Origin of the sequence: Halomonas sp. M1 (genome assembly GCF_029581375.1) — a bacterium.
GTDB lineage: Bacteria > Pseudomonadota > Gammaproteobacteria > Pseudomonadales > Halomonadaceae > Vreelandella.
On record NZ_CP121119.1, the window covers coordinates 2,866,323 to 2,892,274 of the forward strand.

The following is a 25,952-nucleotide window of genomic DNA, read 5'->3' on the forward strand; positions in this document are numbered from 1 at the left end:
GGGGAAGTATATTCTTTTTTGATATATGAACTGTTAAATAAAGAATTTCCAGCGGTCTGCTGCCAGCGGTAGGCTTTAACGATTATACCATTGAGCTAAGCGCCTGCTTTTCTAGCAGGCGCTTTTGGCGTTTCGAGAAGGTGAATTATGGCTATAACCTCTGCAGCGGTTTCCACGAACTATCGTGTGCCGCTACTCGCCACGGCGGCGATTGTGTTGGGAGCGTTGGTCATTGGCGTGGTGTTTAGCGCCAATACGGGCCTGCTTATGATTGTGGGTGGCCTACTAGGCATGGTGCTATACCATGCGGCGTTTGGCTTTACTGCTGCATGGCGGGTGTTTATCACTGAGCGCCGCGGGCGTGGCCTTCGCGCCCAAATGATTATGCTGGCCATTGCGGTGGTGCTGTTTTTCCCGGCGCTGGGTGCGGGCACGCTGTTTGGTACCGAGGTAAGCGGCTTTGTCTCACCTATTGGTATTTCGGTACTGTTTGGGGCGTTTATCTTTGGGGTGGGGATGCAGTTAGGCGGCGGCTGTGCGTCGGGCACGCTGTTCACCGCCGGTGGCGGTAATGCCCGTATGCTCATTACGCTGCTGTTCTTTATTGTTGGTTCGGTGATTGGTTCTGCGCATTTTGCATGGTGGCAAAGCTTGCCTGCGTTTCAACCCGTATCGCTGGTGAATGTGGCGGGTGTCGGCGGCGGAATCAGCATCAGCCTGGTGCTGTTTGCGGCCATTGCTGTATTTACGGTGATTATGGAAAAACGCCGCCACGGGCAGTTAGAGCAGGCGCCGATGATTGATAAGCCCGGCGTAGAGCGGTGGCTTACCGGCCCTTGGCCGTTGGTGGCCGGTGCGGTAGCCCTGGCACTGCTGAACTTCGCAACGCTGGCACTGGCGGGGCGCCCATGGGGCATTACGGCAGCCTTTGCGCTGTGGGGGGCTAAAGGCTTTGAGCTAGTGGGTGGCGATGTTAGCCAGTGGGGCTATTGGCAAGCGCCGGGCAACGCCGCCGCGTTAGAAGCCAGCGTGTGGAGTGACATTACCACGGTAATGAACGTAGGCATTATGCTGGGGGCGCTGGCGGCGGCAAGCTTGGCAGGCCGTTTTGCACCTAACTTTCGTATTCCGTTTAAATCCGTACTGGCCGCCGTGATTGGCGGCATTCTGCTGGGCTACGGGGCACGCTTAGCGTTTGGCTGCAACATTGGCGCTTACTTCAGTGGTATTGCGTCCGGCAGCTTGCATGGCTGGGTATGGATGGTTGCGGCTTTCGCCGGGAACATGGTGGGGGTTAAGCTGCGTCCGTTTTTCTTTGACGGCGTGGAAGGGCGCAAGCCTGTTGCCAAAAGCTGTTAATGCCTAATGTCACGTGAGTGTTGATTAACGTAGCGATGTTAATGCCCCGGCGCGGTTCCTAACCGACAGCGCTGGGGCATTTTCGTTTAAACGGGGGCGCCATAGTGGTATGACCAGTTTAGCCGAGTGATTCTGTACAGCGCAGTGTGTGCCGGTGCAAGCTAGTCGTATGTTTTTTGGCTAAAAAGTAAAGAGCGGGAGCAGTGGTGGGTGCTTGACGTTTGCATTGCTAGTCGCACAGGTAATAGATGCTGTTGTAAAAATACAACATTGGCTACGTTAAACACCTCTCCGTGGTACATTACTACATTTGGTGGCACTGTCGGCGCTTTGTTGCTGTGCAGTAAAGCGCCGACAGTGCCAGCATGAAACACAGTGTATCGATATATAAAGTAGAGAGCGCTCATGACCACCCCAAATAAACGCCCCTTGTACCTTCCTTACGCTGGTCCTTCTTTACTCGAAATGCCGCTATTGAACAAAGGCAGCGCGTTTACTCAAGAAGAGCGGCTGGCCTTTAATTTGATGGGTTTACTGCCCCAAAAAGTAGAAACCATTGATGACCAGCTAGAGCGGGCGTACCGCCAGTACCAGCAGTGCAATAGCGACCTTGAAAAGCATATTCATCTGCGCGCTATCCAAGACGATAACGAAACGCTTTACTTCCGTTTGGTTTCTCAACACTTAGAAGAGATGCTGCCGATTATCTATACGCCTACGGTGGGTAAGGCGTGCCAGGAGTTCTCTAACATTTACCGCAACCACCGGGGGCTGTTTATCAGCTATCCGGATCGCGAGTATCTGGATGATATTCTGCGCAGTGCCACCAAAGATAACGTCAAAGTGATCGTGGTGACCGATGGCGAGCGGATTCTAGGCTTAGGTGACCAGGGTATCGGCGGCATGGGAATTCCCATTGGTAAGCTGGCGCTGTATACCGCCTGCGGCGGCATTAGCCCGGCGTATACACTGCCGATCATGATTGATGTGGGCACCAATAATAAAGCACTGCTGGATGACCCGATGTATATGGGCTGGCGCCACGAGCGGGTAGGGCAAGAAGAGTACGACGCCTTTATGGCGGAGTTTATTACCGCTGTGAAACGTCGTTGGCCTAACGTGCTACTGCAGTTTGAGGATTTCGCCCAGGCCAACGCGGTGCCACTGCTGGAGCGCTACCGTGATGAGCTTTGCTGCTTCAACGACGATGTGCAGGGCACAGCTTCTGTCGTGGTTGGCACGCTCATGGCAGCCTGCCAAGCCCGTGAAGAGACCCTCGCCCAGCAGCGGGTGGTGTTCGTTGGCGGTGGTTCGGCGGGGTGTGGCATTGCTGAGCAAGTGATTGTATCGATGCAAGTTGAGGGCTTGACGGAAAGCGAAGCGCGGGCGCGCATGTTTATCGTTGACCGCGATGGTTTAATGACCACAGATCAAGACTGGCAGCGAGATTTTCAGCGCCGCTTGGCCCACGACCCTGGGTTAGTGGCTGGCTGGAATGGCCAGGGCTTGGAAGAGACCATCGCCCACATTAAGCCGACGGTGTTGATTGGCGTATGTGGCCAGCGGGGCATCTTCACCGAGCAGGTGGTGCGCACCATGCATGCAGGTTGCGAGCACCCGGTTATTATGCCGCTTTCGAACCCCACCTCTCAGGCAGAGGCCATCCCCGAAGACGTTATTCGCTGGACCGATGGCCAGGCACTGGTCGCCACCGGTAGCCCCTTTGCGCCGGTGGTGCATAACGGGCGCACTTACCCCATCGCACAGTGCAACAATGCCTATATCTTCCCTGGCATTGGCCTCGGGGTAGTGGCAGCGCGGGCGAGCCGTGTTACGGATGAGATGTTAATGAGCGCTTCCCGTGCGCTTGCACGTGAGGCGCCCATTGTTAAAGAGGGTAAAGGTGCGCTGTTGCCGCCGCTGTCGCGTATCCGCGAGATCAGCAAGTCGATTGCTTTTGAGGTGGCGGCGCAAGCACAGCAAAACGGCGTGGCGCTCAAAACCAGCGGTACGGAGCTGCGTGAGCGGATTGAAAGCGCGAGCTGGTCGCCGGAGTACCGTACCTACCGCCGTCGCGCGTTCTAATTGTAGAAGCGACGCCTGAACGCAAAAAAAAGCCCCCACCGAGGTGGGGGCATGCAAGCATTGGTAGGTTTTACCCTTAGGCTGCGCCGATCATTTTGCGCAGCACGTAGTGAAGGATACCACCGTGGCGGTAGTAAGCCAGTTCGTTGACCGTATCAATTCGGCACTTGGCATCAACGGTACGTTCGCCGTCACCGTTTTTGATCACGACTTGCACTGTGCCACCGGGGCTTAAATCGCTTAATCCAGCGATAGAAACCTCCTCATCGCCGGTCAGTCCTAGCGTTTCGCGGCTTTCTCCTTCGGGGAACTGCAGCGGTACTACACCCATGCCGATTAGGTTAGAGCGGTGAATGCGCTCGAAGGATTCAGCAATCACCGCGCGCACGCCCAATAAGCGCGTGCCTTTGGCCGCCCAATCCCGCGAGGAGCCGGTGCCGTACTCTTTTCCCGCAATAACCACCAGCGGTACACCTTCCTCTTTGTACTTCATGGCGGCGTCGTAAATCGCCATCTGTTCCCCGCTAGGTACGTGGCGCGTTTCGCCGCCCACGACGCCATCAAGCATCTCGTTTTTAATGCGTACGTTGGCGAAGGTGCCGCGCATCATCACTTCATGGTTGCCACGACGAGAGCCGTAGGAGTTAAAGTCAACGGGCTTTACACCGTGCTCCTGCAAGTAACGTCCAGCAGGGCTGTCAGGTTTAATAGACCCCGCCGGTGAGATGTGGTCGGTAGTCACTGAGTCGCCCAGCATGGCGAGTACTCGGGCGCCCTTCACATCTTCAATAGCGTCGGGTTCGCGCTGCATGCCTTCAAAGAAGGGCGGGTGCTGGATGTAGGTTGACTCCGGCCACTGGTAAACCTTGCTTTCGGGAACCTTGATCGCTTTCCAGGTATCGTCGCCTTCAAACACCGCGCCGTACTCTTTACGGAACATCTCTGTATTGACTTTCTCAACCGCGCCTGCGATATCCGCTTGAGAAGGCCAGATATCTTTCAGGTACACCGGGCTGCCGTCGTCATCATGGCCCAGTGGGTCGGTGGTTAAGTTGCACTGCACGTTGCCTGCCAGTGCGTAAGCAACCACTAGGGGCGGCGAGGCCAGCCAGTTGGTTTTGACTAGCGGGTGAACGCGACCTTCAAAGTTACGGTTACCCGAGAGCACCGAGGCAACGGCTAAATCACCGTTGTTAATCGCGGTTTCAATCTCATCGGGCAGCGGCCCCGAGTTACCGATACAGGTGGTGCAGCCGTAGCCGACGAGGTTAAAGCCCAGGGCGTTCAGGTCGTCGCTTAAATTGGCTGCGGCCAAATAGTCGGTGACGACTTTTGAGCCGGGCGCGAGCGAGGTTTTCACCCAGGGCTTGGTGGTTAAGCCTTTTTTACGTGCGTTGCGGGCCAGCAGCCCTGCCGCCATCATCACGCTGGGGTTGGAGGTGTTGGTACAGGAGGTAATCGCGGCAATGACCACCGCCCCGGGGTCAAGGTTGAAATCTTGGTCGTTGAGTTTTACGTCTTGGCTGGTGTTGTGCTTAAAGCTACGCTCAGCGCCCACCGCGGTTTGCCCGCCTTCTGAGGAGAACTTCCCTTTTGCGGTTGAATCGGCGTTGGTGTCCTCTTGCATGAACTTGTCGAAGGCTCCCGCCATATCCTTTAGTGCCACCCGGTCTTGGGGGCGTTTAGGGCCTGCGAGGCTTGCTTCTACTTCGGTCATGTCCAGGCTGAGAGAGTCGGTGAAGATCGGCTCATCATCTGGCTCGCGCCACAGGCCCTGGGCTTTACTGTACGCCTCTACCAAGGCAACTTGCTGGTCTTCACGGCCGGTTAAGCGCAGGTAGTTGAGCGTCTCTTCGTCTACCGGGAAGAAGCCACAGGTAGCGCCATACTCCGGCGCCATATTGGCGATCGTCGCGCGATCGGCCAAGGGCAGGTCTTTTAGGCCATCGCCGTAGAACTCAACAAATTTACCTACCACGCCTTTTTTGCGCAGCATTTCTGTAACAGTAAGCACTAGGTCGGTGGCGGTAATGCCTTCGCGCAGCTTACCGGTCAGCTTGAAGCCAATGACCTCGGGTATCAGCATGGAGACTGGCTGGCCCAGCATGGCGGCTTCGGCTTCGATGCCGCCCACACCCCAACCCAGTACGCCTAGGCCGTTAATCATGGTGGTGTGAGAATCGGTGCCAACGAGGGTGTCTGGGTAGGCAAGGGTTTTGCCGTCCTCCTCTTTCGTCCATACGGTGCGGCCCAGGTACTCCAGGTTAACCTGGTGACAAATGCCGGTACCAGGGGGCACAACGCTGAAGTTATCAAACGCCTGCTGGCCCCAGCGCAGAAACTCGTAGCGCTCGCCATTGCGCTGCATTTCGATGTCGACGTTCTCTTGGAATGCTGCTGCGTTGCCAAACTTGTCGACCATGACCGAGTGGTCGATCACTAGGTCAACGGGGGAAAGGGGGTTGATACGTGCGGGATCTTCGCCAAGCTTTTCGACGGCAGCGCGCATCGAGGCTAAATCTACAACGCCGGGTACGCCGGTGAAATCCTGCATCAACACCCGCGCAGGGCGGTAGCCGATTTCGCGGCTGGATTTCGCCTCTTTTTGCCAATCTACCAGCGCCTGCATGTCGTCGACGTCGACACTTTCATCATCGGCAAAGCGCAGTTGGTTTTCGAGTAGAATTTTGAGCGTTTTGGGAAGCCGGTCGATATTGCCGAGGGCTTCAGCGGCTTTGGGCAGGCTGTAATAGTGGTACGTCTGGCTGCCCACTTCTAACGTATGCTGCGTATCGGGTATCTTGCTCATGGCCTTCTCCTCTGATTGCTTGGCGTTAGCGACGTAACACGCTACGCGCGATGGTCACTGCTTTCTCCAGTATGGCTCACCCTAATAATAGTGTTGTCATTAGTGTCTTCTCCTACCCATATACATGGTGTTTCATCCATGCCTTTCAAGCCATCTTCGCCTAATAGCGTAGGCTAACCCTTGTAATAGCTTGTACTTGACGCCATTTCAGGCAGACTCTCTTTCAACAAATTCTGGCAACGAACTCTGCTCAATTGTGACCAAAGGTGGTGTCATGGAAACGCGTCATGAACGTTTGATTATTTTGGGTTCCGGCCCTGCCGGTTATACCGCGGCGGTGTATGCCGCACGCGCTAATTTAAAGCCGCTGCTGATTACCGGTTTGCAGGCGGGTGGCCAATTGACTACCACAACCGATGTGGATAACTGGCCTGGCGATGCCCAGGGGGTGCAAGGGCCAGAACTGATGGAGCGTATGAAGCAGCACGCCGAGCGCTTTAACACCGAAGTGCTGTTTGATCACATCAACGAGGTCAGCTTAGGTGAAAAACCGTACACCTTGAAAGGGGATAGCGGTATTTACACCTGCGATGCGCTGATTATTGCCACCGGTGCCAGCGCGCGTTACCTCGGCTTGCCCACTGAACAGCAGTTTATGGGCCAAGGGGTATCGGCCTGCGCCACCTGCGATGGTTTCTTCTACCGTAACCAGGAAGTGATTGTGGTGGGTGGGGGCAATACCGCCGTTGAGGAAGCACTATACCTTTCCAACATCGCTTCAAAGGTCACCTTGGTACACCGCCGCGACACGCTGCGGGCAGAAAAAATCCTTCAGGACAAGCTGTTCGAGAAAGCGGAAGCGGGCAAAATTGCCCTCGAATGGTTCTATGAAGTGGAAGAGGTGCTGGGCGATAACAGCGGTGTTACCGGTGTGCGGGTAAAATCGACCAAAGATGGCGCTACCAAAGAGATTCACGCGCCTGGGCTGTTTATCGCCATTGGCCATAGCCCCAATACCGGCATTTTTGAAGGCCAGCTTGAAATGAACGGCGGCTATATCAAGGTGAACTCTGGCCTGGAAGGCAACGCAACCGCCACCAGCGTGCCGGGCGTGTTTGCCTGTGGCGATGTGATGGATCATATCTATCGCCAAGCCATTACCTCGGCAGGCAGCGGCTGTATGGCAGCACTGGATGCTGAACGCTATTTAGACGGTATCGCTTAAACACGTATATGCACGACGGTTAGGAAGGTTCCATTAGTCAGAGCAATTAATGGGATCTTCTCCTACCCTAGTGCGCCCCCTGGGGTGAATGAAAACTTCCCTTCCAAATGGTTCTGTAGTTGCCCGAACTGGGCAAATTTCCATGGTTCGAGCTCCGTGGCTTATGCCACCCAAGTGGTTATAGTATAAGTAGGTTAAGCTTGCGTTTGTTCTGCTAATCGACGTAGCGCCTGCGGTAGCGGGAAAAAAACGTACAATAGCGTTTCCAGGTATATCCCCCGCTGGCTTTCCAGTAAACACCACTAACTCACCACTCCAATTGTTTGTACCTGATAAACAAGCAGTTCTGGCGCTGTTGATAGGGCAAACCGTCACGTCTCTACGTTGAGTGATCGCCGTATTACGCGCCAGCGTTAACACTGTTTGTAAGCGGTTTACTTCACTGGCGACCGCTGAGCGTTCACCTAATGCCTGAAAATTAGGAAGCCCCCAAGCCGCCAGTATTCCCATTAAAGCTAATGTGATGAGTAGCTCTATGAGCGTAAACCCTGTTGTTTTAGCGTGTAATGGGGATCGAATATGCGGCATGACGTCTCTCAGTGGCTTGACCTAGTGGTTCCCGTCGTTATGCTGGCTTTCCTTGGCTGGCTAAGAGCTGGCTTCATTCTAATAATAACGGACAACGCGTGTGAGTAATTTTCTCATTATTGGTGGCGGGGTCATCGGTATGATGACGGCGCTGCAGTTGGCAGATGCGGGCCAAAAAGTAACCTTAGTAGAGCGGGGCCTATGTGGCCAAGAAGCGTCCTGGGCCGGTGGGGGGATTGTATCACCGCTGTACCCGTGGCGTTATGCGCCGCCGGTTTCCCAGCTGTCGCGGTGGTCGGAAGGGGTCTATCCAACACTAGCGCTGCGCTTACTAGAAGAGACGGGCATTGACCCCGAGTATCGCCAAAAAGGGCTGCTGTACCTGAACGTCGACGACGATGACGCTGCTTTGGGCTGGGCGCGCCAGCTAGGCAAGCCCCTTGAGCGTGTTGATGCAGCGTTTGTCCACCAAAAAGAGCCCCAGGCAGCCGCTCCTGAGGGTAACGCACTGTGGATGCCAACCCTGGGTAGCGTGCGTAACCCGCGCTTGGGGCAGGCGCTGCGGGCGCGTTTAGCCGCAATGCCCGGCGTAACGCTCGTTGAGCAGTGTGCGGTAAGCGGGTTCATTAAGCACGAAGGCAGGGTAGTCGGCGTGGCCACTAGCCAGGGCGATAGGCGAGCCGAGCGGTTGGTGGTGTGCGGCGGTGCTTGGACGGCCCAATTATTAGCTGAGCTAGGCGTTCAGCTACCGGTGCGCCCGGTGAAGGGACAAATGATTGCGTATCAGGCGCCGCCGGGGTTAGTGCAGCGGGTTATTTTAAAGGATGGCCGGTATGTCATTCCGCGCAGCGATGGCTTGATCTTGGTAGGGTCAACCCTGGAAGAGGCAGGGTTTGATAAAACCACCGACGCTGAAGCGCTGGCCTCGCTCAAGAAAAGTGCCGAAGGTATTGTGCCTGCGCTTGCCAAGCTGCCTGTTGCCCACCACTGGGCAGGCCTGCGGCCAGGCTCGCCTGAGGGGTTGCCCTTTATTGGCGCGCTGCCCGGCTGGCCCAATGTTTACGTGAATGCGGGGCACTACCGTAATGGTTTGGTGCTTGCTCCCGCGTCTACCCATGTGCTGGTCGACCAGCTGCTGGGGCGTGAAGCATTGATCGACCCGACGCCCTTTCAGCCGACCGCTAAGCGGTTAACGGCATAAACCGTCAACGCTACTTTTTTTCCGCGCTAGTCGCGGTTCTCTTTGTCCTGCTGCTCTTGCAGGAAACGGTCGCGATGGGCGCTGGAGCAAAACCACTGTTCGTTGTCGCGTAGCGCTTCATCTTCGGGTACGTGCACCTCGCACCAGCGGCAGCGCACCATTTGGCCGCCTTCGTGGCGTTTTAGGGTGCTTTGTTCGTGAGAGAGCCGACGTTCGCGGTAGAGGCCATACAGCTTCAAACCGGCATAAAAAATAACGGCAAAAATAATCAGCCGAATAATCAAAAGGTTCATCCTTTTTCTGCTCCCATGGTGGGATGTGACAAGGGCAAGCGACATATGCGCACCGCATGGCCTTTGCCAGTTGGCGAGCCTTGCGGGACAATGCACCTAGTAAGGTGCCACTCAGTCCTAAAGATTCTCAAGAGATTTTAACGCCCATGCAAGACTTAACGCTGGTTATGGCCCAACTCGACCCTTTAGTGGGAGATATTCCCGGCAATGCTGCCCGCGCAATTGAAGCCGTGCGTGAAGCGAGGATCGAGCATGGGGCGGATATAGTCGTTTTTCCAGAGCTGTTTTTATCCGGCTACCCACCGGAAGATCTGTTACTGCGTCCCTCCATGGAAGCTCGCCTGCGTGAAGCGCGGGCCAAAATGGCGGAAAAAATCGCTCGGGATGTGCTAGTGATTATCGGCTACCCAGGCGTGCGGGAAGGCAAATGCTACAACTTGGCAGGCGTGCTGTATAACGGCCAGTGGGAAGCCGAGTACGCCAAGCAGGCACTGCCCAACTATCAAGTATTTGACGAGCAGCGCTACTTCACATCGGGCACCCAGCCCCTGGTATACGAGCATAAAGGCGCTAAGCTTGGGTTGTTGATTTGTGAAGACCTATGGGAAGGCACGCCGGTCCAAGCCGCCCGAGACGCAGGCGCTGAGGTGCTCATCAGCTTAAATGCCTCGCCTTACCACCAAGACAAGCCCGCCGAACGGCTGCGCCTGTTAGCCGAGCACGCCCAAGATGTACAGCTGCCGATTATTTATGTGAATACCATCGGTGGCCAGGATGAGCTGGTATTCGACGGCGGCTCTTGCTGTGTGGATGCCCAAGGCCAGCTGAAGGTACTTGCCCCTTATTGGCAGGTGGGGTTGATGCCGGTTCAGCTGTTGCAAACCAGCGCCACGACCTGGGAACCCCAGTCGGGTGAAATTGAGCCAGATGTGGCGCCGGAAGAGAGCCTCTACTGCGCGCTCGTCACTGGCCTGCGAGATTACGTTAATAAAAGCGGCTTTGAAGGCGTGGTGCTCGGGCTTTCCGGGGGCATTGATTCGGCGCTTTCCCTGGCGATTGCTGTCGATGCGCTAGGCCCGCAGCGGGTGCAGGCGGTCATGATGCCCTACCATTACACGGCGGATATCTCTAAGCAGGATGCCGCAGAGCAAGCCCAGATGCTGGGCGTGCATTACGATGTCATGCCCATTGAACCCATGGTTGAGGCGTTTATGGGGACGCTGGCGGAAAGCTTTGCTGGCACCGAACGGGATACCACCGAAGAGAACCTGCAGTCTCGCTGCCGTGGTGTGCTGTTGATGGCCATCTCCAACAAGAAAGGCCTGATGGTATTAACGACGGGTAATAAGAGTGAAATGGCGGTGGGCTATGCGACGCTTTACGGCGACATGGTCGGCGGCTATAACGCCATTAAAGATGTGTATAAAACCTGGGTGTATCGCTTATCACGCTGGCGTAATGCTCAGTCGCCGGCCATTCCTGAGCGGGTGATTGAACGCCCACCCAGTGCCGAGCTAGCGCCAGATCAGCAAGATAGTGATTCGCTGCCTGATTACGATGTGCTGGACGCCATTTTAGTGCGTTACATTGAAGGCGATATGAGCGCTGAGGCGATTATTGCGGCAGGTTTTGACCATGAAGATGTGTATAAAGTGGTCAAACTTGTCGACCGTTGTGAGTACAAGCGCCGGCAAGCGCCAGTGGGGGTGCGGGTGACGCCAAGGGGCTTTGGACGTGACCGACGCTACCCCATTGTTAACGGTTGGCAGCCGGGCGAGTAGATGTCTGTATCGGCATTGACGGGTTAAGTGAGTGTGGGCGGAGGTGCTAGGCAGTAGCTAGCCATCTCCGCTGCCGCCACCGGCTTACAAAAGTAATAGCCTTGGTAGGCGTGGCACTGGTGGTCGTTTAAGCACTTCCAGTGCTCCATGGTTTCTACCCCTTCAGCAATCACATTAAGCCCCAGCGAGCGGCCCATGGCGATAATGGTTTCTACAATCGCCATATCGTCTGCGTCATGATGTAGGTCGCGGACAAAAGATTGGTCGATTTTGATCTGGTCCAAGGGTAGCCGTTTTAAATACTGAAGAGACGAGTAACCAGTGCCAAAATCGTCCATCGCAAAACTGATGCCAAGCGCTTTCAGCTGGTGCATGCGGGCAATGATATCGTCGATTTTGCCGATCACCGTGCTTTCAGTGAGCTCCAGTTTAAGCTTGTGCGGTGATGCGCCGCTTATCTCAAGGGCGTGAGCTACATCGTCTACAAAGGTAGGCTGCTGGAACTGCTTGGCACTCACATTAACTGCTAGCACTAAATCTTTGGTGTGCTCATCGGCTTGCCAGGCGACCAACTGCTCGCAGGCAGCGTGAAGTACCCAATTGCCAATGGGTACAATGAGTCCTGTCTCTTCCGCCAAGGGAATAAACGCGCCTGGAGAAACAAAGCCGCGGGTGGCGTGCTGCCAGCGAATCAAGGCTTCAGCACCAATGGCGCTACCCTGGCTATCCACCTGAATCTGATAAACCAGGACAAACTCTTTGTTCTCGATGGCCAAGCGCAGGTCGCGCTCAAGCTCAGTGCGACTTTCAAGCTGAGCCTGAACCGCAGGGTCATAAAACCGGATACTGTTCTGACCCGCGCGCTTAGCAAAATGAACCGCTGAATTCGCATACTGAAATAGGCTATCTACGCTATCGTCAATACCCTTAAACAGCACAAGCCCTTGGCTAACGTTTAAGAACTGGTAGTGACCATCTAGGCAGTAAGGCTGGGTAAGTGCGTGCGCTACCTGGCTAGCGAACAGCTCTGCTTTTTCGGCGGCTTTCAACTTGTCGCTATCTAATCCGTCGATGATGATGGCAAATTCATCCCCATTTAAGCGCCCAATGGTGGCGGCCTGTTGCCCAAGGTTTTGGAGTCGTTCAGCCATTTGCTTGAGAAGCTCATCGCCTGCTTGGTGACCAATGCTATCGTTTATGCGCTTGAATTCATCTACATCCACGTATGCGAGCGCACCATAGGTGTTGGTTTGGCTGTTGGTTTCCAGTGAGTGTTGAAGGTGCTCTTTCATTAAACGCCAGTTGGGCAGGCCGGTGAGCGAGTCGTAATAGGCCAATTGATGCACCTGGCGCTCAGCGTGACGACGCTTCTGCTCTGTATCGCGTAATGAGAGTAGCGCCACCGCGATACGCTGAAGTGGCCCAGTATGCTTCCGGCTTAAACGTTCCACACGCTGCAAATCGGGTAGCGGTTGGCGGCTGTCAGAAAGCGCTAAGATGGCATCGCCGACGGTTACTAAGCGTCGGTTAATCCGCCATGCTGCAAATAAGGCTGCGCTAATCAGCAGTGCAAAAAGGCCCAGACCAATCCAGAGAATGGAGGCACGCGTGTTAGTCAGCGCACTGTAAGACTCACGATGCCGAGCACTGGCGCGTAACGTGAGTTCTTCAAATATCTGCTGTGAAAATAAATTAAATGTTGTGAAGTGGTGCTGTGCCTCTTGGAGGTAAAAGCTAGGCTCACCCTGATTAAGGGTCGCTGCTTCATTGGCCATACTGATAAAACTTCGGTATTGATGAAACACGCGTTGCAGAGCATCAGCGCTTTCTTGACTGAGGTCGAAAATAAGGGGAGATGTCGCCAGCCGGTCAATGTTGTTACTTATTTGAGTAAGTTCTTGGTTAATAACGCCATATTCGGCGTAACGCTGCATGGCGTTTAAATTGATATCCTCAACGCGGCTGAGTACGTCCGTCATCCGCTGGTGAAGATCGCCCAGCTGACGATCAAAGGTAGCCATCTGTACCAACGTATCTAAATCGTTAGATTGTAGCTGGTGATTTTGTAGCGACTCTTCTTGAGATACTTGTAGCGCAATGATTAGTAGCAAAACGGCAGGCAATACAATCATTAAAATAGGCAGTAAAAAGACCATCAGAAGGCTTTTGGAGGGCTTCATCATAACCTCGTGAATCAGGCTTAAGCGTGGCATCTTGCATAAAGATGCCACGCTTGCACTCAATAGCTAGCGGCTGGGTTAGTGTTATATTTGTTAATTATGATTAGAAATTTTTCCATTCAGGCTCAGCCGCCTGTTTGTTTGAGGGGAGTACGTGGGCAGCCTTGTTCTGAAGGGCATGATTAGGGCGAAGAGGTGCGGCTGGCTGGGCCGCGCTCGCAGGTAGTTTGAAAACCCCCATCGCATGGAGTAGTTGGTGGGCATTTTGACGTAAGTTGTTGGCAGCCGTCGCGCTCTCTTCTACCAGGGCGGCGTTTTGCTGGGTAACTTGGTCCATCTCTGTGACGGCTTGCCCTACTTCTTGTACACCTGCACTCTGTTCGGCGCTGGCGTGGCTGATCTCTTGCATAATGCTGGTCACGCGGGCGATGGCAGCAACAATCTCTTCGGTGGATTTACTGGCTTCTTCGGCGCGTTCATTACCGTGATTAACACGCTCCAGGTTGCTGGAAATAAGCTTATTAATTTCGCGAGCGGCGTCGGCGCTACGCTGAGCTAACTTGCGCACCTCTTCTGCCACCACTGCAAAGCCGCGGCCATGTTCTCCGGCACGTGCTGCTTCTACTGAGGCGTTTAGCGCCAATATGTTGGTTTGAAAAGCAATCGAGTCAATGGTGGAAATAATGCCAGCGATCTCCTGCGAGCTCTTGTTCAGGTCATTCATCGTGGCGACAACTTGATGAACGGCCTCGCCACCCTGAGTGGCGGTTTTAGAAGCGCTGGTCGCTTCTTGGCTGGCTTGGGCAGAGTTATCGGCGTTTTGCTTCACCGTGCTGTTGAGTTCTTCCATCGCCGAGGCCGTTTCCGCTAGGGCGCTCGCCTGCTGTTCGGTACGTGAGGCAAGATCATTGTTGCCTTCAGCGATTTGCTCGCTATTGGAGGCAACCGCTTCGGCAGATGCGCGTACCTGGGTCACAATATCTTGCAATTGCTTTGCCATCACCACCTGGGACGCCATGATGCTGTGGTTGTCGCCTTTCTTTAAACGGCCTTTAGTCGCTAGCTCGCCGCGGCCAATGGCTTCAGCAAAAGCTTTTACCTCATGGGGCTCTGCGCCCAGCTCACGCAACAGTTGACGAGATAAAAACACCGCAATTAAGCCACCCACTAATAGTGCAAATAGCGTCAACCCTAGCATCTGCAGCTGAAAGCCTGACGCCGTATCGCGCGCTTCCGCTGTGGTGGCGTTGTTAATCTGCTCTTGTAAATCAATAAACTGATTAATGCGGTTTAGCCACTCTGTGTAAGCGGGTCCGGCCTGTTCAAGCATCAGCCGTTGGGCGTTGTCATATTCGCCCGCTTGACGGGCGCTGATGACCTGATCGGCAAGCGCGTGGGTGGCTGTTTTCTGTTCGTCAATACTGTTGAGCAGGCTCTGTTCTTGTGCACTTCCCGTGTGTTCGCTGGTTACCTGCGACATGCCGGCTGACGCCGTGTCGTAGGCATCGCGCAAGCGCTCGATTTCACTTTCCAGCGCGTTAAGATTGCCATCACCGGCAGTAATCACGACATCGCGCAGCACAATGGCGCGGTCATGCACACTGCCACGCCAGTCCACCGCAAAGCGTTGTTTAGTGCCGTTCACATCGTTAATCGACGTGAGGCCACGGTCGATTTGATTAACTTGGTAAATACCTGCGCTTGTGAGAATAACCAGCAGTGCCAGCAGTGCCGAAAAGGCGATAGTTAGCCGGGTGCTGATTTTCATGGCGTTGAAACGAGATGCTGAGGACAACATTGAGCCTGCTCCCTAGGCGCCGTTGAGGCGCTTTATCATGTAGTTGGAATGATTATAGGTTTTTGTACAACTGTTTGTATATGTTTTGTGTAAATAATTTATAGGAGCATTTTATTCTCGTATAGATAAGTTTTTGTTAATTAAGTGTTTGTGCGATAAAGCAAAAAACCACGCCGAGGCGTGGTTTTTAAAATTGTACAAGGGCTAAACTAATAGCGGGTGCAGACAGCCTCTCAATTGCTGCTGCCATGTTTGGGTACGAAGCGACTGCCGCGTAGTTGCGCGTGGTCGGGGGCATTCTCCCGCAATACGGCGAGCACTTCGCTGGCGCGGTCATCCATCCCCAGCCCTTTATAACCCTCTACCATCGTGGCGAGGGCATCGCGGGTGGCGGTCGCTTCGGGGTAGTTCTCTATAACCCAGCGACCCCGCTCAACGGCGGCTAAGTAAGCGCCGCGGCGTAAATAGTAGTCAGCAACGTGTAGCTCGTGCTGGGCCAGCAGTTCACGCAGGTAAACGATACGCTGCTGAGCATCGGGGGCGTATTGGCTTTGCGGGAAACGCTGTATCAGCTCACGGAAATCGTTATACGCATCCCGGGAGGCGCCCAAATCGCGCTTGGAAATATCGATTAAGCGCAGCCGCTCCAGGCTAAAGCGCCCGGCTTGCCAAGCGGAAAGGCCGCGCAAATAGTAGGCGTAATCAACCTGGGGATGGTCAGGATGCAGGCGGATAAAGCGGCTAGCTGCAGCCCGGGCTTCTTCCCAGTTCTTGTTTTCGTAGTAGGCGTAAATGAGTTCAAGTTGCGCCTGCTCAGCATGTGGCCCGAAGGGGTAGCGGGTGTCGAGTGCTTCCAAGCGCTCAATGGCGATAGGGAAACGATTGCTATCTAGCGCCGTGCGCGCTAACTCATAAAGTTCGCGCTCTTGTACGCCCGCAAATTCATCATCCTCATCAGAGGTTGAGCCATTACTGGCACAGCCTGCTAAAAGGGCAAGGCTCAAGGCTAGGGCGCCAAAGCGGTTGGCAGCGGAAAAAACGCGCATCATCATCCTCGTTGCAAACAAGCCTCAATCACCGAAAAGCGACGATGGCCATAAGTAGAAATGGTAGAATAGGTCGCAGTTAGCCCACTATAAATCACCTCGACGCAAAACGCAGGCTTAGCGATGTTCTGAGTAACGTTTCGTCGGGTGCCGTTAAAGGAAAAGTTTTCATGCCATGGCTAGGTTTTTCGTGTATCGAAGAGGTGCTGCATGTCTCGTATTGTTGAAGCGACGCAGCGGGTACCGGCCACGCTAGCAGGCGCACGCTTTGACCAAGTCGCGGCGGAGTTGTTCAGTGACTACTCCCGCGAACGCCTTAAAGCGTGGATTAACGCCGGTGAATTAACGGTCGATGGCGCAAAACTAAAACCCAAAGCTAAGCTGCATGGCCACGAAATGCTGGTGCTTAAAGCGACCATTGAAGAAGATACGCGCTTTGAGCCCCAGGATATCCCGCTAGATATTGTCTACGAAGACGATGCGGTGATGGTGATTAATAAAGCTGCTGGCATGGTGGTGCATCCTGCAGCGGGCAATCCTGATGGCACTTTGTTGAATGCGTTGCTTCATCATCATTCTGCGTTAGCGGAAGTGCCGCGGGCGGGGATCGTCCATCGCCTGGATAAAGACACCACTGGGTTGATGATGGTCGCCAAAACCCTGCCTGCCCAAACGGCGCTGGTCGAACAGCTCCAGGCGCGCAGCGTATCGCGTCAGTATGATGCAGTGGTGATTGGCAAGCCGGTAGCAGGCAGTACGATTGATGCGCCCATTGGCCGTCATCCGAAAGACCGTAAGCGTCAAGCGGTAACCACGGCGGGCAAGCCAGCGGTGACTCACTACCGCGTGGTGGAGCGTTTTCGCGCCCATACGCACGTGCGTTGCACGCTTGAAACCGGGCGTACTCACCAAATTCGCGTCCACATGGCCCATGCCCGCTACCCACTGATTGGTGACCCGCTCTACAGCGGTCGTGCCAAACTGCCACCGGGCGCCGCTGAGCCGTTAAAAGAGATTTTGCGTGAGTTTCCGCGTCAGGCGCTGCATGCCCGCAAACTGAGTTTTGTGCATCCGGTAAGTGGTGAAACACTTACTTTTCAGATCGATCTACCCGATGATCTGCTAATGTTGTTGGACTACCTGCGCGAAGACAACGAGACCATGCGATGAGCGATGCGATTGATTTAAAGCCCACGCTGCTGTTACCCGACTGGCCCGCGCCTGCGAATGTACGGGCGTTCGTCACCACTCGGGAAACAGGGCCAAGCCAAGATGATTTTGCAGCGTTCAACCCAGCGACCCACGTAGGCGACAACACTGATCACGTCGCGCTGTGCCGTCGGTTGATGCATAAAGAGATCGGTGATGAGCGCCCGCTGTTATGGCTCAACCAAACCCATGGTGCGCGCGTGCAGCAGAGCTACCAAAGCGATACGCCGGAAGCCGATGCGGCGGTTGCCAGCAGCAACGACTATGCCTGTGTGGTACTGACGGCCGATTGCTTGCCGGTACTGTTTTGTAACCGCCAAGGCACGCAAGTGGGGGTGGCCCACGCGGGCTGGCGAGGGTTAGCAGGCGGTGTGCTGGAAGCCACCGTCGCTGCGATGAACTGTGACCCTGACGATATTTTAGTGTGGCTAGGCCCTGCTATTTCTAACGCCCAGTTTGAGGTAGGCCCTGAGGTATACGGCGCGTTTGTCGCGGTACACCCTGAAACGGCGGACGCGTTTGATCACAGCCCCTATCGCCTGGGTCACTACATGGCAGACCTATATCGGCTAGCGCGCTTTCGTTTGGAGGCGCTGGGGATTCACCACATCAGCGGCGGGCATTTCTGTACCGCCTGCGAGTCGCGCTTTTACTCCCACCGCCGTGACAATGGCAACACCGGGCGCATGGCCAGTGTGATCTGGATCAACTAAGTAGCGCTATTCCTTTATGCTTGTGATGCGGCCCTCTTGAAATGTGTGGAACTGACGCCATTTAACTTGTCAAGCTAAACGTTTTTAGCACATTTAAGACACGTTATTGGGAAACACCGTGCGTCCAAACGCACGGCACCCCCAGGAGGTACTCCATGCGATTCGATAAATTTACTGCCAAGTTACAGGCCGCCATTTCTGAGGCGCAGTCCCTTGCGGTTGGGCACGGCCATAATCAGCTTGACCCTGCGCACTTGCTGCTGGCGCTGCTGGATACCAAAGACACCGGCGTTAAAGCCCTGGTTGAAAAAGCCGAGGGCAGCAGCTCGCGCCTGCGTGATGGTTTGGTGCAGCAGTTAGATAACTTACCCAAGGTAAGCCAGTTCGACGGGGATGTTCAGCCCTCCCGTGACTTCATCAAGCTATTCAACTTAACCGACCGGGAAGCGCAAAAGCGTGGTGACCAGTTCATCGCTTCTGAGCTGGTACTGCTGGCAGCGCTGGAAATGAATTCAGCGATTACCAAGCTGATGAAAGAGGCAGGGATTAACCGCAAATCCCTTGAAGCCGCTATCAACAGCCTGCGTGGTGGCGCTACCGTCGACGATGCTAACGCTGAAGACCAGCGTGAAGCGCTTAACAAGTACACCATGGACCTTACCCAGCGTGCGCTAGACGGCAAACTCGACCCAGTGATTGGTCGCGACGACGAAATCCGCCGCACGATCCAGGTGCTGCAGCGCCGCACCAAAAATAACCCGGTACTGATCGGTGAGCCTGGGGTGGGTAAAACCGCCATTGTCGAAGGGCTGGCGCAGCGTATTGTGAACGGCGAAGTGCCTGAAGGCCTGAAAGATAAGCGCGTCCTTTCGCTGGATATGGGCTCGTTACTGGCAGGCGCTAAGTTCCGTGGCGAGTTTGAAGAGCGTCTGAAAGCTGTGCTTAAAGAGCTTTCCCAGGAAGAAGGTCGGGTCATCCTGTTTATTGACGAGCTGCATACCATGGTGGGCGCGGGCAAGGCTGAAGGCGCGATGGATGCGGGCAACATGCTTAAGCCTGCGTTGGCCCGTGGTGAGTTGCACTGCGTGGGCGCCACAACGCTGGACGAGTACCGCAAATACATCGAAAAAGACGCCGCACTGGAGCGCCGCTTCCAGAAGGTGCTGGTGGATGAGCCGTCTGAAGAAGATACGGTGGCCATTCTGCGCGGCTTAAAAGAGCGTTACGAGGTTCACCACGGTGTGGATATCACCGACTCTGCGATCATTGCGGCGGCGAAACTGTCTACTCGCTACATCACGGATCGGCAGCTGCCCGACAAAGCGATCGACTTGATCGACGAGGCGGCGTCACGTATCCGCATGGAGCTGGACTCCAAGCCTGAAGAGATGGATCGACTGGATCGTCGCTTAATCCAGCTAAAAATGGAGCGTGAGGCGCTTAAGAAAGAGACCGACGAGGCCACTAAGAAACGTCTTGACGCGTTGAACAACCAGATCCACGAGTTAGAGCGTGAATACGCTGACTTGGACGAGATCTGGAAAGCAGAGAAAGCCAGTATCCAAGGCGCAGCCCAGTTTAAAGCAGAGCTGGAGCAGGCGCGCATTGACCTTGAGCAGGCGCGTCGCCAGGGCGACCTAGGGCGTATGTCGGAAATTCAATACGGCAAAATTCCTGCGCTTGAGAAGAAAATCAGCGAAGCGGGGGAAGGCGAGGCGGATACGGCCAGCCACCAGCTGCTGCGCTCTAACGTCACCGAAGAAGAGATTGCCGAAGTGGTCTCTCGCTGGACAGGCATTCCCGTCTCCAAGATGTTAGAAGGCGAGCGGGATAAGCTGCTGCGCATGGAAGAGGCGCTGCATGAGCGGGTCATCGGCCAGCATGAAGCGGTAGAGGCGGTGGCTAATGCCGTTCGTCGCTCCCGGGCCGGGCTTTCTGACCCCAATCGGCCTAACGGCTCGTTTTTGTTCCTCGGCCCCACCGGGGTGGGTAAAACAGAGCTATGTAAATCGCTGGCTAACTTCTTGTTCGATACGGAAGAAGCGATGGTGCGTATCGACATGTCGGAGTTTATGGAGAAGCACTCCGTGGCGCGTTTGATTGGTGCGCCCCCAGGCTACGTGGGTTACGAAGAGGGTGGCTACTTAACCGAAGCGGTGCGCCGTAAGCCCTACTCGGTGCTGTTGCTAGATGAAGTGGAAAAGGCGCATCCGGATGTGTTCAACATCCTACTGCAAGTGTTGGAGGATGGCCGTTTGACCGATGGCCAGGGGCGCACGGTGGATTTCCGCAATACCGTGATCGTCATGACCTCCAACATGGGCTCGGATATTATCCAGCGCATGGGCGGGGATGATAACGACTACGAGTTAATGAAAAATGCGGTAATGGAGGTGGTAGGTAATCACTTCCGCCCCGAGCTGATTAACCGTATTGATGAAGTGGTGGTGTTCCACGCTCTTGGTCAAGCGCAAATTCAGGCGATTGCCGGTATTCAGTTAGCGCGATTGAAAGTGCGCTTAGCTGAGCACGACTTGAGCCTGGATATTAGCGATGAGGCGATGGCCCAACTGGCGGTGGTGGGGTTTGACCCGGTGTATGGGGCACGGCCGCTGAAGCGGGCGATTCAAAGCCGGATTGAGAACCCGTTGGCCCAAGACCTGCTGGCAGGTAAGTATGCCCCCGGCGATACTATTCATATCAGCGCGGGTGAAGGGAAATTAATATTTGAGTAATGCATGCTTGGTTACACGCTTAGGCAAGTGAACGCCTTGCGCAATTGAATAGGGCAAAAGCCCCGTTAGCTCTGCTAGCGGGGCTTTTTTAATGGCTTACGGCGACGTTTGTTGCGTTTGTCTTGATCGGAGGTTGACAGGCTGAGGGCGCTAATGGAATCTTGTGGGTTCCTGATTTGCGGGCGCGGAACCAACGGGCAACCCCTAATCCCCGCGCGAAGGGTAGGCAATGGCCTTTACCCGCCGAAGGACTTCCGGGCTTGGGCTAACCGCCCAACCTGGCCAACGCCCCGACACGGCAAACCGCCGTGTGAGGGAGCCACTGATTTATATCGCAATAAATGAGTGCTTCCGATGAGAGTGCAGGCCCTAACCGGGCCATATGCCAGGGTTTGGCATCAGGTGCCGGCAAGGGCCGGCAGCGGCATACCGCCGCACTCGACACCGCAGGATGTCCTGCGGATCGCACTCGAGACCTCCAGGGGAGAAACACAGTGGAACTGCTTTCCGGCGCAGATATGATCGCCCGCTTCTTACAAGATGAGGGCGTGGAATACATTTATGGTTATCCCGGCGGCGCAGCGCTGCACATTTACGATGCGCTGTTCCGTCAGGACAAGGTGAAGCACATTCTTGTGCGTCACGAACAGGCAGCGACCCATGCGGCCGACGGTTACGCCCGCGCTTCCGGCAAGCCTGGAACCGTGCTAGTGACCTCTGGCCCTGGCGCTACCAATGCGGTCACCGGCATTGCGACCGCTTATATGGATTCGATTCCATTAGTGGTGCTATGCGGCCAGGTAATGAGCCACCTGATTGGCGATGACGCCTTCCAGGAAACCGATATTGTCGGCGTGACGCGGCCCATCGTGAAGCATAGCTTCTCAATTCGGCATCCGTCTGAAATTCCAGAAGTGCTTAAAAAGGCCTACTACCTGGCCGCTACCGGACGCCCTGGCCCCGTGGTCGTCGATATACCCAAGGACATGACCGCGCCCACCGAGCGTTATGAGTACGTCTACCCGAAGAAGGTTAAGATGCGCTCTTATAACCCGGTGACTCGGGGTCACACCGGCCAGATCAAAAAAGCCGTTGAGCTGATGCTGAAAGCCAAGCGCCCAGTCTTCTATACCGGCGGCGGCGTGGTGTTGGGCAAGGCGAGTGAAGGGCTGACTGATCTGGTTAAACAGCTCGGTTTCCCCATTACCACCACGCTGATGGGCATTGGCGCCTACCCGCAAAGTGATCGGCAGTGTCTGGGCTGGCTGGGTATGCACGGCTCTTATGAATCCAATATGGCCATGCACCATGCGGATTTGATTATCGCCATTGGCGCGCGTTTTGATGACCGAGTGACCAACAACACGTCGAAATTCTGCCCCACGGCAAAAATCATTCACGTGGATGTGGATCCAAGCTCGGTATCTAAAACCGTGCGTGCGGATGTGCCTATCGTTGGTCCAGCGTCTAGCGTCATTAATGAAATGATCAGCCTGGTTCAAGGTCAGTCAATTTCGCAACCTGAAGCGCTGAGCGAGTGGTGGCAGAAGATTGACGGCTGGCGTGCTGAACGTGAAGGCAAGCTATATGAGTCTTCTAAGCCGGGCGAAGTGTTGAAACCTCAGGAAGTGGTCGAAGCGCTTTGCCGTGTTACTCGCGGTGAAGCCTACGTGACCACTGACGTTGGCCAGCATCAGATGTTTGCGGCCCAGTACTACAAGTTCGACAAGCCTAACCGACTGATCACGTCGGGCGGTTTGGGCACCATGGGCTTTGGTTTCCCTGCGGCCATGGGCATCAAGCAGAACTTCCCAGATGACGACGTAGTCTGCGTCACCGGTGAAGGCAGCTTCCAGATGATGATGCAGGAGCTCTCTACCTGTAAGCAGTACGGCATAGGTGTCAAGATTGTAAACCTCAACAACGCATCGCTTGGCATGGTTCGCCAATGGCAGGATCTGAACTACAAATCCCGCCATGCGCACTCTTATATGGAGTCGCTGCCAGACTTCCATATGCTGATTGAGGCGTACGGATTTACCGCGATCACCGTGAATACCCTTGATGAGTTGGAGCCGGCGCTAGAGCGCGCCTTTGCCAATAAGCATGAGCTGGTGTTCCTGGATGTGAAGGTTGATCCTTTTGAGCACGTCTATCCGATGCAGGTGCCGTTAGGTGCTATGCGTGACATGCTGCTGTCTAAAACGGAGCGTACCTGATGCGTCATATCATCTCGATTCTGATGGAAAACGAACCGGGTGCGCTGTCACGTGTGGTCGGGCTGTTCTCCCAGCGTAACTTCAATATTGAAACGCTGAACGTGGCACCCACTGAAGACCCGTCGCTTTCGCGTTTAACGGTCACCACTATTGGGGATGACCGTGTGATTGAGCAGATCACTAAGCATCTTAATAAACTGATCGATGTGGTGAAGCTGGTCGACCTGACCGAAGGTAATCACATTGAGCGGGAGCTGATGCTGGTGAAAGTGAAAGCGTTAGGCGCTGCTCGCGATGAAGTTAAGCGTACGGTGGATATTTTTCGTGCACAGATCGTCGACGTAACGCCAAGCCTTTATACCGTTCAGATTACTGGCGATGCGGGCAAGCTGGATGCTTTTCTTCAGGCCATGGCGCCGGTAGGCATTCTGGAAGTGGCGCGTACCGGGGTATCCGGTATTGCTCGCGGCGATAAAGTGTTGTCGCTATAAGCGAAGCATGCTTATTGAGTAAGTCGTTGAAAAGCAGCTTAGAAAGCCGTCCTTAACTAGGACGGCTTTTTTTATGGTGTTTTTTAATGCACGTTAACGTGGCGTCACGGTAGCCCAGAAGGCGTCGATCATCGGGTTTTTGAGACGCCGATTAAGCACGCAAAGCCCAACATCGTAGTGGGGGAGCTCGGGTTTTACATTGAGCACTTGCACACGCTCTGCCAGTGGGCTGTTATCTAGCACTATTTTCGGAACCACCCCTACGCCAAACCCCAGCCCAACCATGCTCACAATCGCTTCGTGACCTGCTACCTGGGCATAAATGCGCGGCGTTATGCCCATGGCTTTGAACCACGTATTGGCAAACTCCCTGGAAAGCCCCGCTTCCGACAAGATCATCGGCACGTGTTGCCACTGTTCGGCTGTTGAGCTTTCGGGTTTGCGCGGTAGCCAGTGGTGGGCTTCTGTCGGTGCAATAAACAGCAGCGGTGAGCGGGTCAGTGACTTAAAGGCCAGCGCGCTGGGTGGGATCCTAGGCCGCGGGGTAATGGCCATGTCGTCTGCACCTTCTAACACCCGCGACATCGCTTCGGCAGGGTCGCCGGTATGAAGTTTGAGCTCAATCCCTGGGTGGCGGGTACGTACATCGCTTAATAATTCATACAGAAAGCTATAGCTTGCGGTGACAGAGCAGTAAATGCTGATTTCGCCGCTGAGTTGTGTCGAGGTTGCAGACAGAGTGCGCTTTTGGTTTTCCCACTGCTCTAACGTCTCCTTGGCATAGCGTTGGAACGTGATGCCTTGTGGGGTCAGTGTGACGTGACGGTTATCGCGCTCAAACAGACGCGTACCCAGCTCGGTTTCCACTTGTTGAATCGAGCGGCTTAGCGTCGAAGGGCTGATATGACAAAGCTCGCTGGCGCGGCCAAAGTGCAGTGATTCAGCGAGCGTTACCACATGCTTAAGTAGGCGGAAGTCCATAGGGTGCTCAACATTTTAATCAATATTTCATAATTTGAAATAGTATGTTGCAAATATAGCGTTTTACGCAATAGTGCTGCTGGCGTACAGTGTCTTTAACGCCGAATCCCAGTGCTGCACAAGACGGCACGGGTGGCCATCAACGCTGACACGCGTCATGAAGATCATCACCATACAATGATCACTTTTTGATCGAATACTATTTTTGGAGCTGCGCCATGCACGTTTACTACGATAAAGATTGTGACCTGTCCCTTATCCAAGCCAAAAAAGTCACCATCGTTGGTTATGGCTCACAGGGCCACGCCCACGCGAACAACCTGAAAGAGTCAGGCGTTGACGTTACCGTAGCACTTCGTCAAGGCTCCTCTTCTGCCGCTAAGGCCGAAGCCGCAGGCCTGAAAGTAGCGTCTGTTCCTGAAGCGTGTAAAACCGCCGATGTAGTCATGTTGCTGGCGCCGGATGAAAACCAAAAGGCTATCTATGAGCAGGAGGTTGAGCCGAACCTGAAAGAAGGCGCAACGCTGGCCTTTGCCCACGGTTTCAACATCCACTACAACCAAATCGAGCCGCGCAAAGACCTCGACGTGATTATGATCGCGCCGAAGGCGCCGGGTCATACCGTGCGCTCTGAGTTTGTTAAGGGTGGCGGTATTCCTGACCTGATCGCTATTCACCAAGATGCATCGGGCAATGCTAAAGAGCTGGCGCTTTCCTATGCAGCAGGCGTTGGTGGCGGCCGTAGCGGTATCATCGAAACAACTTTCAAGGATGAGACCGAAACCGACCTGTTCGGCGAGCAAGCGGTTTTGTGCGGTGGTGCGGTTGAGCTAGTAAAAGCCGGTTTTGAAACCCTGACGGAAGCGGGTTATGCACCGGAAATGGCGTACTTCGAGTGTCTGCATGAGCTTAAGCTGATTGTTGACCTGATGTATGAAGGAGGTATCGCTAACATGAACTACTCCATCTCCAACAATGCGGAGTACGGTGAGTACGTTACTGGTCCTGAGGTGATTAACGACGAGTCGCGTGCAGCAATGCGCAATGCACTCAAGCGTATTCAAACGGGTGAGTATGCCAAAATGTTTATTCAGGAAGGCAACACTAATTACCCATCCATGACCGCACGTCGCCGTCTGAATGCTGAGCACGAAATTGAGCAAGTGGGTGCTAAGCTGCGTGGCATGATGCCGTGGATTGCAGCTAATCAGCTGGTTGATAAATCGAAAAACTAAGTGG

Annotated in this window: 17 protein-coding genes; 11 read left to right on the forward strand and 6 right to left on the reverse strand. The window is 54.7% G+C overall.

What is annotated here, in order from left to right:
- Positions 1-147: 147 nt before the first annotated feature.
- Together P8S54_RS13235 and P8S54_RS13240 are read left to right on the forward strand one after the other, a co-directional pair.
- A complete protein-coding gene (locus P8S54_RS13235) occupies positions 148-1,359 on the forward strand; it encodes a YeeE/YedE family protein (RefSeq protein ID WP_281442103.1) in 1,212 nt (403 codons plus the stop codon).
- Between the two features lie 405 nt (positions 1,360-1,764).
- Positions 1,765-3,444: an NAD-dependent malic enzyme gene (locus P8S54_RS13240; protein WP_281442104.1), complete on the forward strand. Its 1,680-nt coding sequence runs from the start codon at positions 1,765-1,767 to the stop codon at positions 3,442-3,444.
- 76 nt (positions 3,445-3,520) lie between these two features.
- On the opposite strand, the gene acnA is transcribed toward P8S54_RS13240, so the two are convergent.
- Positions 3,521-6,253 (reverse strand): aconitate hydratase AcnA, encoded by a 2,733-nt coding sequence (gene acnA, locus P8S54_RS13245; protein WP_281442105.1) that lies wholly within the window; start codon positions 6,251-6,253, stop codon positions 3,521-3,523.
- Positions 6,254-6,527: 274 nt separating this feature from the next.
- On the opposite strand from acnA, the gene trxB reads away from it, so the two are divergent.
- Both trxB and thiO read left to right on the forward strand, forming a co-directional pair.
- Positions 6,528-7,478 carry a thioredoxin-disulfide reductase gene (trxB, locus tag P8S54_RS13250; protein ID WP_009100974.1) on the forward strand — a complete coding sequence of 317 codons (951 nt, stop codon included), beginning with the start codon at positions 6,528-6,530 and terminating at the stop codon, positions 7,476-7,478.
- A 688-nt stretch (positions 7,479-8,166) separates the two neighbouring features.
- Positions 8,167-9,267: a glycine oxidase ThiO gene (gene thiO / locus P8S54_RS13255; protein ID WP_281442106.1), complete on the forward strand. Its 1,101-nt coding sequence runs from the start codon at positions 8,167-8,169 to the stop codon at positions 9,265-9,267.
- 26 nt (positions 9,268-9,293) lie between these two features.
- On the opposite strand, the gene P8S54_RS13260 is transcribed toward thiO, so the two are convergent.
- Complete coding sequence (locus P8S54_RS13260; RefSeq protein WP_009100980.1) at positions 9,294-9,560, reverse strand: PP0621 family protein; 267 nt, start codon at positions 9,558-9,560, stop codon at positions 9,294-9,296.
- 146 nt (positions 9,561-9,706) lie between these two features.
- Between P8S54_RS13260 and P8S54_RS13265 the strand changes: the two genes are divergently transcribed.
- Entirely contained in the window at positions 9,707-11,341 is a 1,635-nt protein-coding gene (locus tag P8S54_RS13265; protein ID WP_281442107.1) for an NAD+ synthase, read from the forward strand.
- A 23-nt stretch (positions 11,342-11,364) separates the two neighbouring features.
- Here P8S54_RS13265 and P8S54_RS13270 read toward each other — a convergent pair whose 3' ends face one another.
- The 3 genes from P8S54_RS13270 to P8S54_RS13280 form a co-directional block, all read right to left on the reverse strand.
- Positions 11,365-13,521, reverse strand: coding sequence for a GGDEF domain-containing phosphodiesterase (locus P8S54_RS13270; RefSeq protein WP_281442108.1), 2,157 nt, complete (start codon positions 13,519-13,521; stop codon positions 11,365-11,367).
- A gap of 103 nt (positions 13,522-13,624) precedes the next feature.
- A complete protein-coding gene (locus tag P8S54_RS13275; protein ID WP_281442109.1) occupies positions 13,625-15,319 on the reverse strand; it encodes a methyl-accepting chemotaxis protein in 1,695 nt (564 codons plus the stop codon).
- A gap of 233 nt (positions 15,320-15,552) precedes the next feature.
- Positions 15,553-16,365 carry an outer membrane protein assembly factor BamD gene (locus tag P8S54_RS13280; RefSeq protein ID WP_281442110.1) on the reverse strand — a complete coding sequence of 271 codons (813 nt, stop codon included), beginning with the start codon at positions 16,363-16,365 and terminating at the stop codon, positions 15,553-15,555.
- Between the two features lie 210 nt (positions 16,366-16,575).
- Between P8S54_RS13280 and rluD the strand changes: the two genes are divergently transcribed.
- The 5 genes from rluD (at position 16,576) to ilvN (ending at position 23,732) form a co-directional block, all read left to right on the forward strand.
- Positions 16,576-17,535 (forward strand): 23S rRNA pseudouridine(1911/1915/1917) synthase RluD, encoded by a 960-nt coding sequence (gene rluD / locus P8S54_RS13285; RefSeq protein ID WP_281442111.1) that lies wholly within the window; start codon positions 16,576-16,578, stop codon positions 17,533-17,535.
- Positions 17,532-18,287: a peptidoglycan editing factor PgeF gene (pgeF, locus tag P8S54_RS13290; protein ID WP_281442112.1), complete on the forward strand. Its 756-nt coding sequence runs from the start codon at positions 17,532-17,534 to the stop codon at positions 18,285-18,287. The genes rluD and pgeF overlap by 4 nt, the downstream gene beginning before the upstream one ends.
- 155 nt (positions 18,288-18,442) lie before the next feature.
- The gene (gene clpB / locus P8S54_RS13295) at positions 18,443-21,022 is read left to right on the forward strand and encodes an ATP-dependent chaperone ClpB (protein ID WP_281442113.1); all 2,580 of its coding nucleotides are present in this window, start codon (positions 18,443-18,445) and stop codon (positions 21,020-21,022) included.
- 494 nt (positions 21,023-21,516) lie between these two features.
- The gene (locus tag P8S54_RS13300) at positions 21,517-23,241 is read left to right on the forward strand and encodes an acetolactate synthase 3 large subunit (RefSeq protein ID WP_281442114.1); all 1,725 of its coding nucleotides are present in this window, start codon (positions 21,517-21,519) and stop codon (positions 23,239-23,241) included.
- Positions 23,241-23,732 carry an acetolactate synthase small subunit gene (gene ilvN, locus P8S54_RS13305; RefSeq protein ID WP_009101679.1) on the forward strand — a complete coding sequence of 164 codons (492 nt, stop codon included), beginning with the start codon at positions 23,241-23,243 and terminating at the stop codon, positions 23,730-23,732. Before P8S54_RS13300 ends, ilvN begins: the two co-directional genes overlap by 1 nt.
- 93 nt (positions 23,733-23,825) lie before the next feature.
- Here the strand turns inward: ilvN and ilvY are convergent, their stop codons facing one another.
- A complete protein-coding gene (gene ilvY, locus P8S54_RS13310; RefSeq protein WP_281442115.1) occupies positions 23,826-24,713 on the reverse strand; it encodes an HTH-type transcriptional activator IlvY in 888 nt (295 codons plus the stop codon).
- 218 nt (positions 24,714-24,931) lie between these two features.
- On the opposite strand from ilvY, the gene ilvC reads away from it, so the two are divergent.
- The gene (gene ilvC / locus P8S54_RS13315; protein ID WP_281442116.1) at positions 24,932-25,948 is read left to right on the forward strand and encodes a ketol-acid reductoisomerase; all 1,017 of its coding nucleotides are present in this window, start codon (positions 24,932-24,934) and stop codon (positions 25,946-25,948) included.
- Positions 25,949-25,952: the final 4 nt, after the last annotated feature.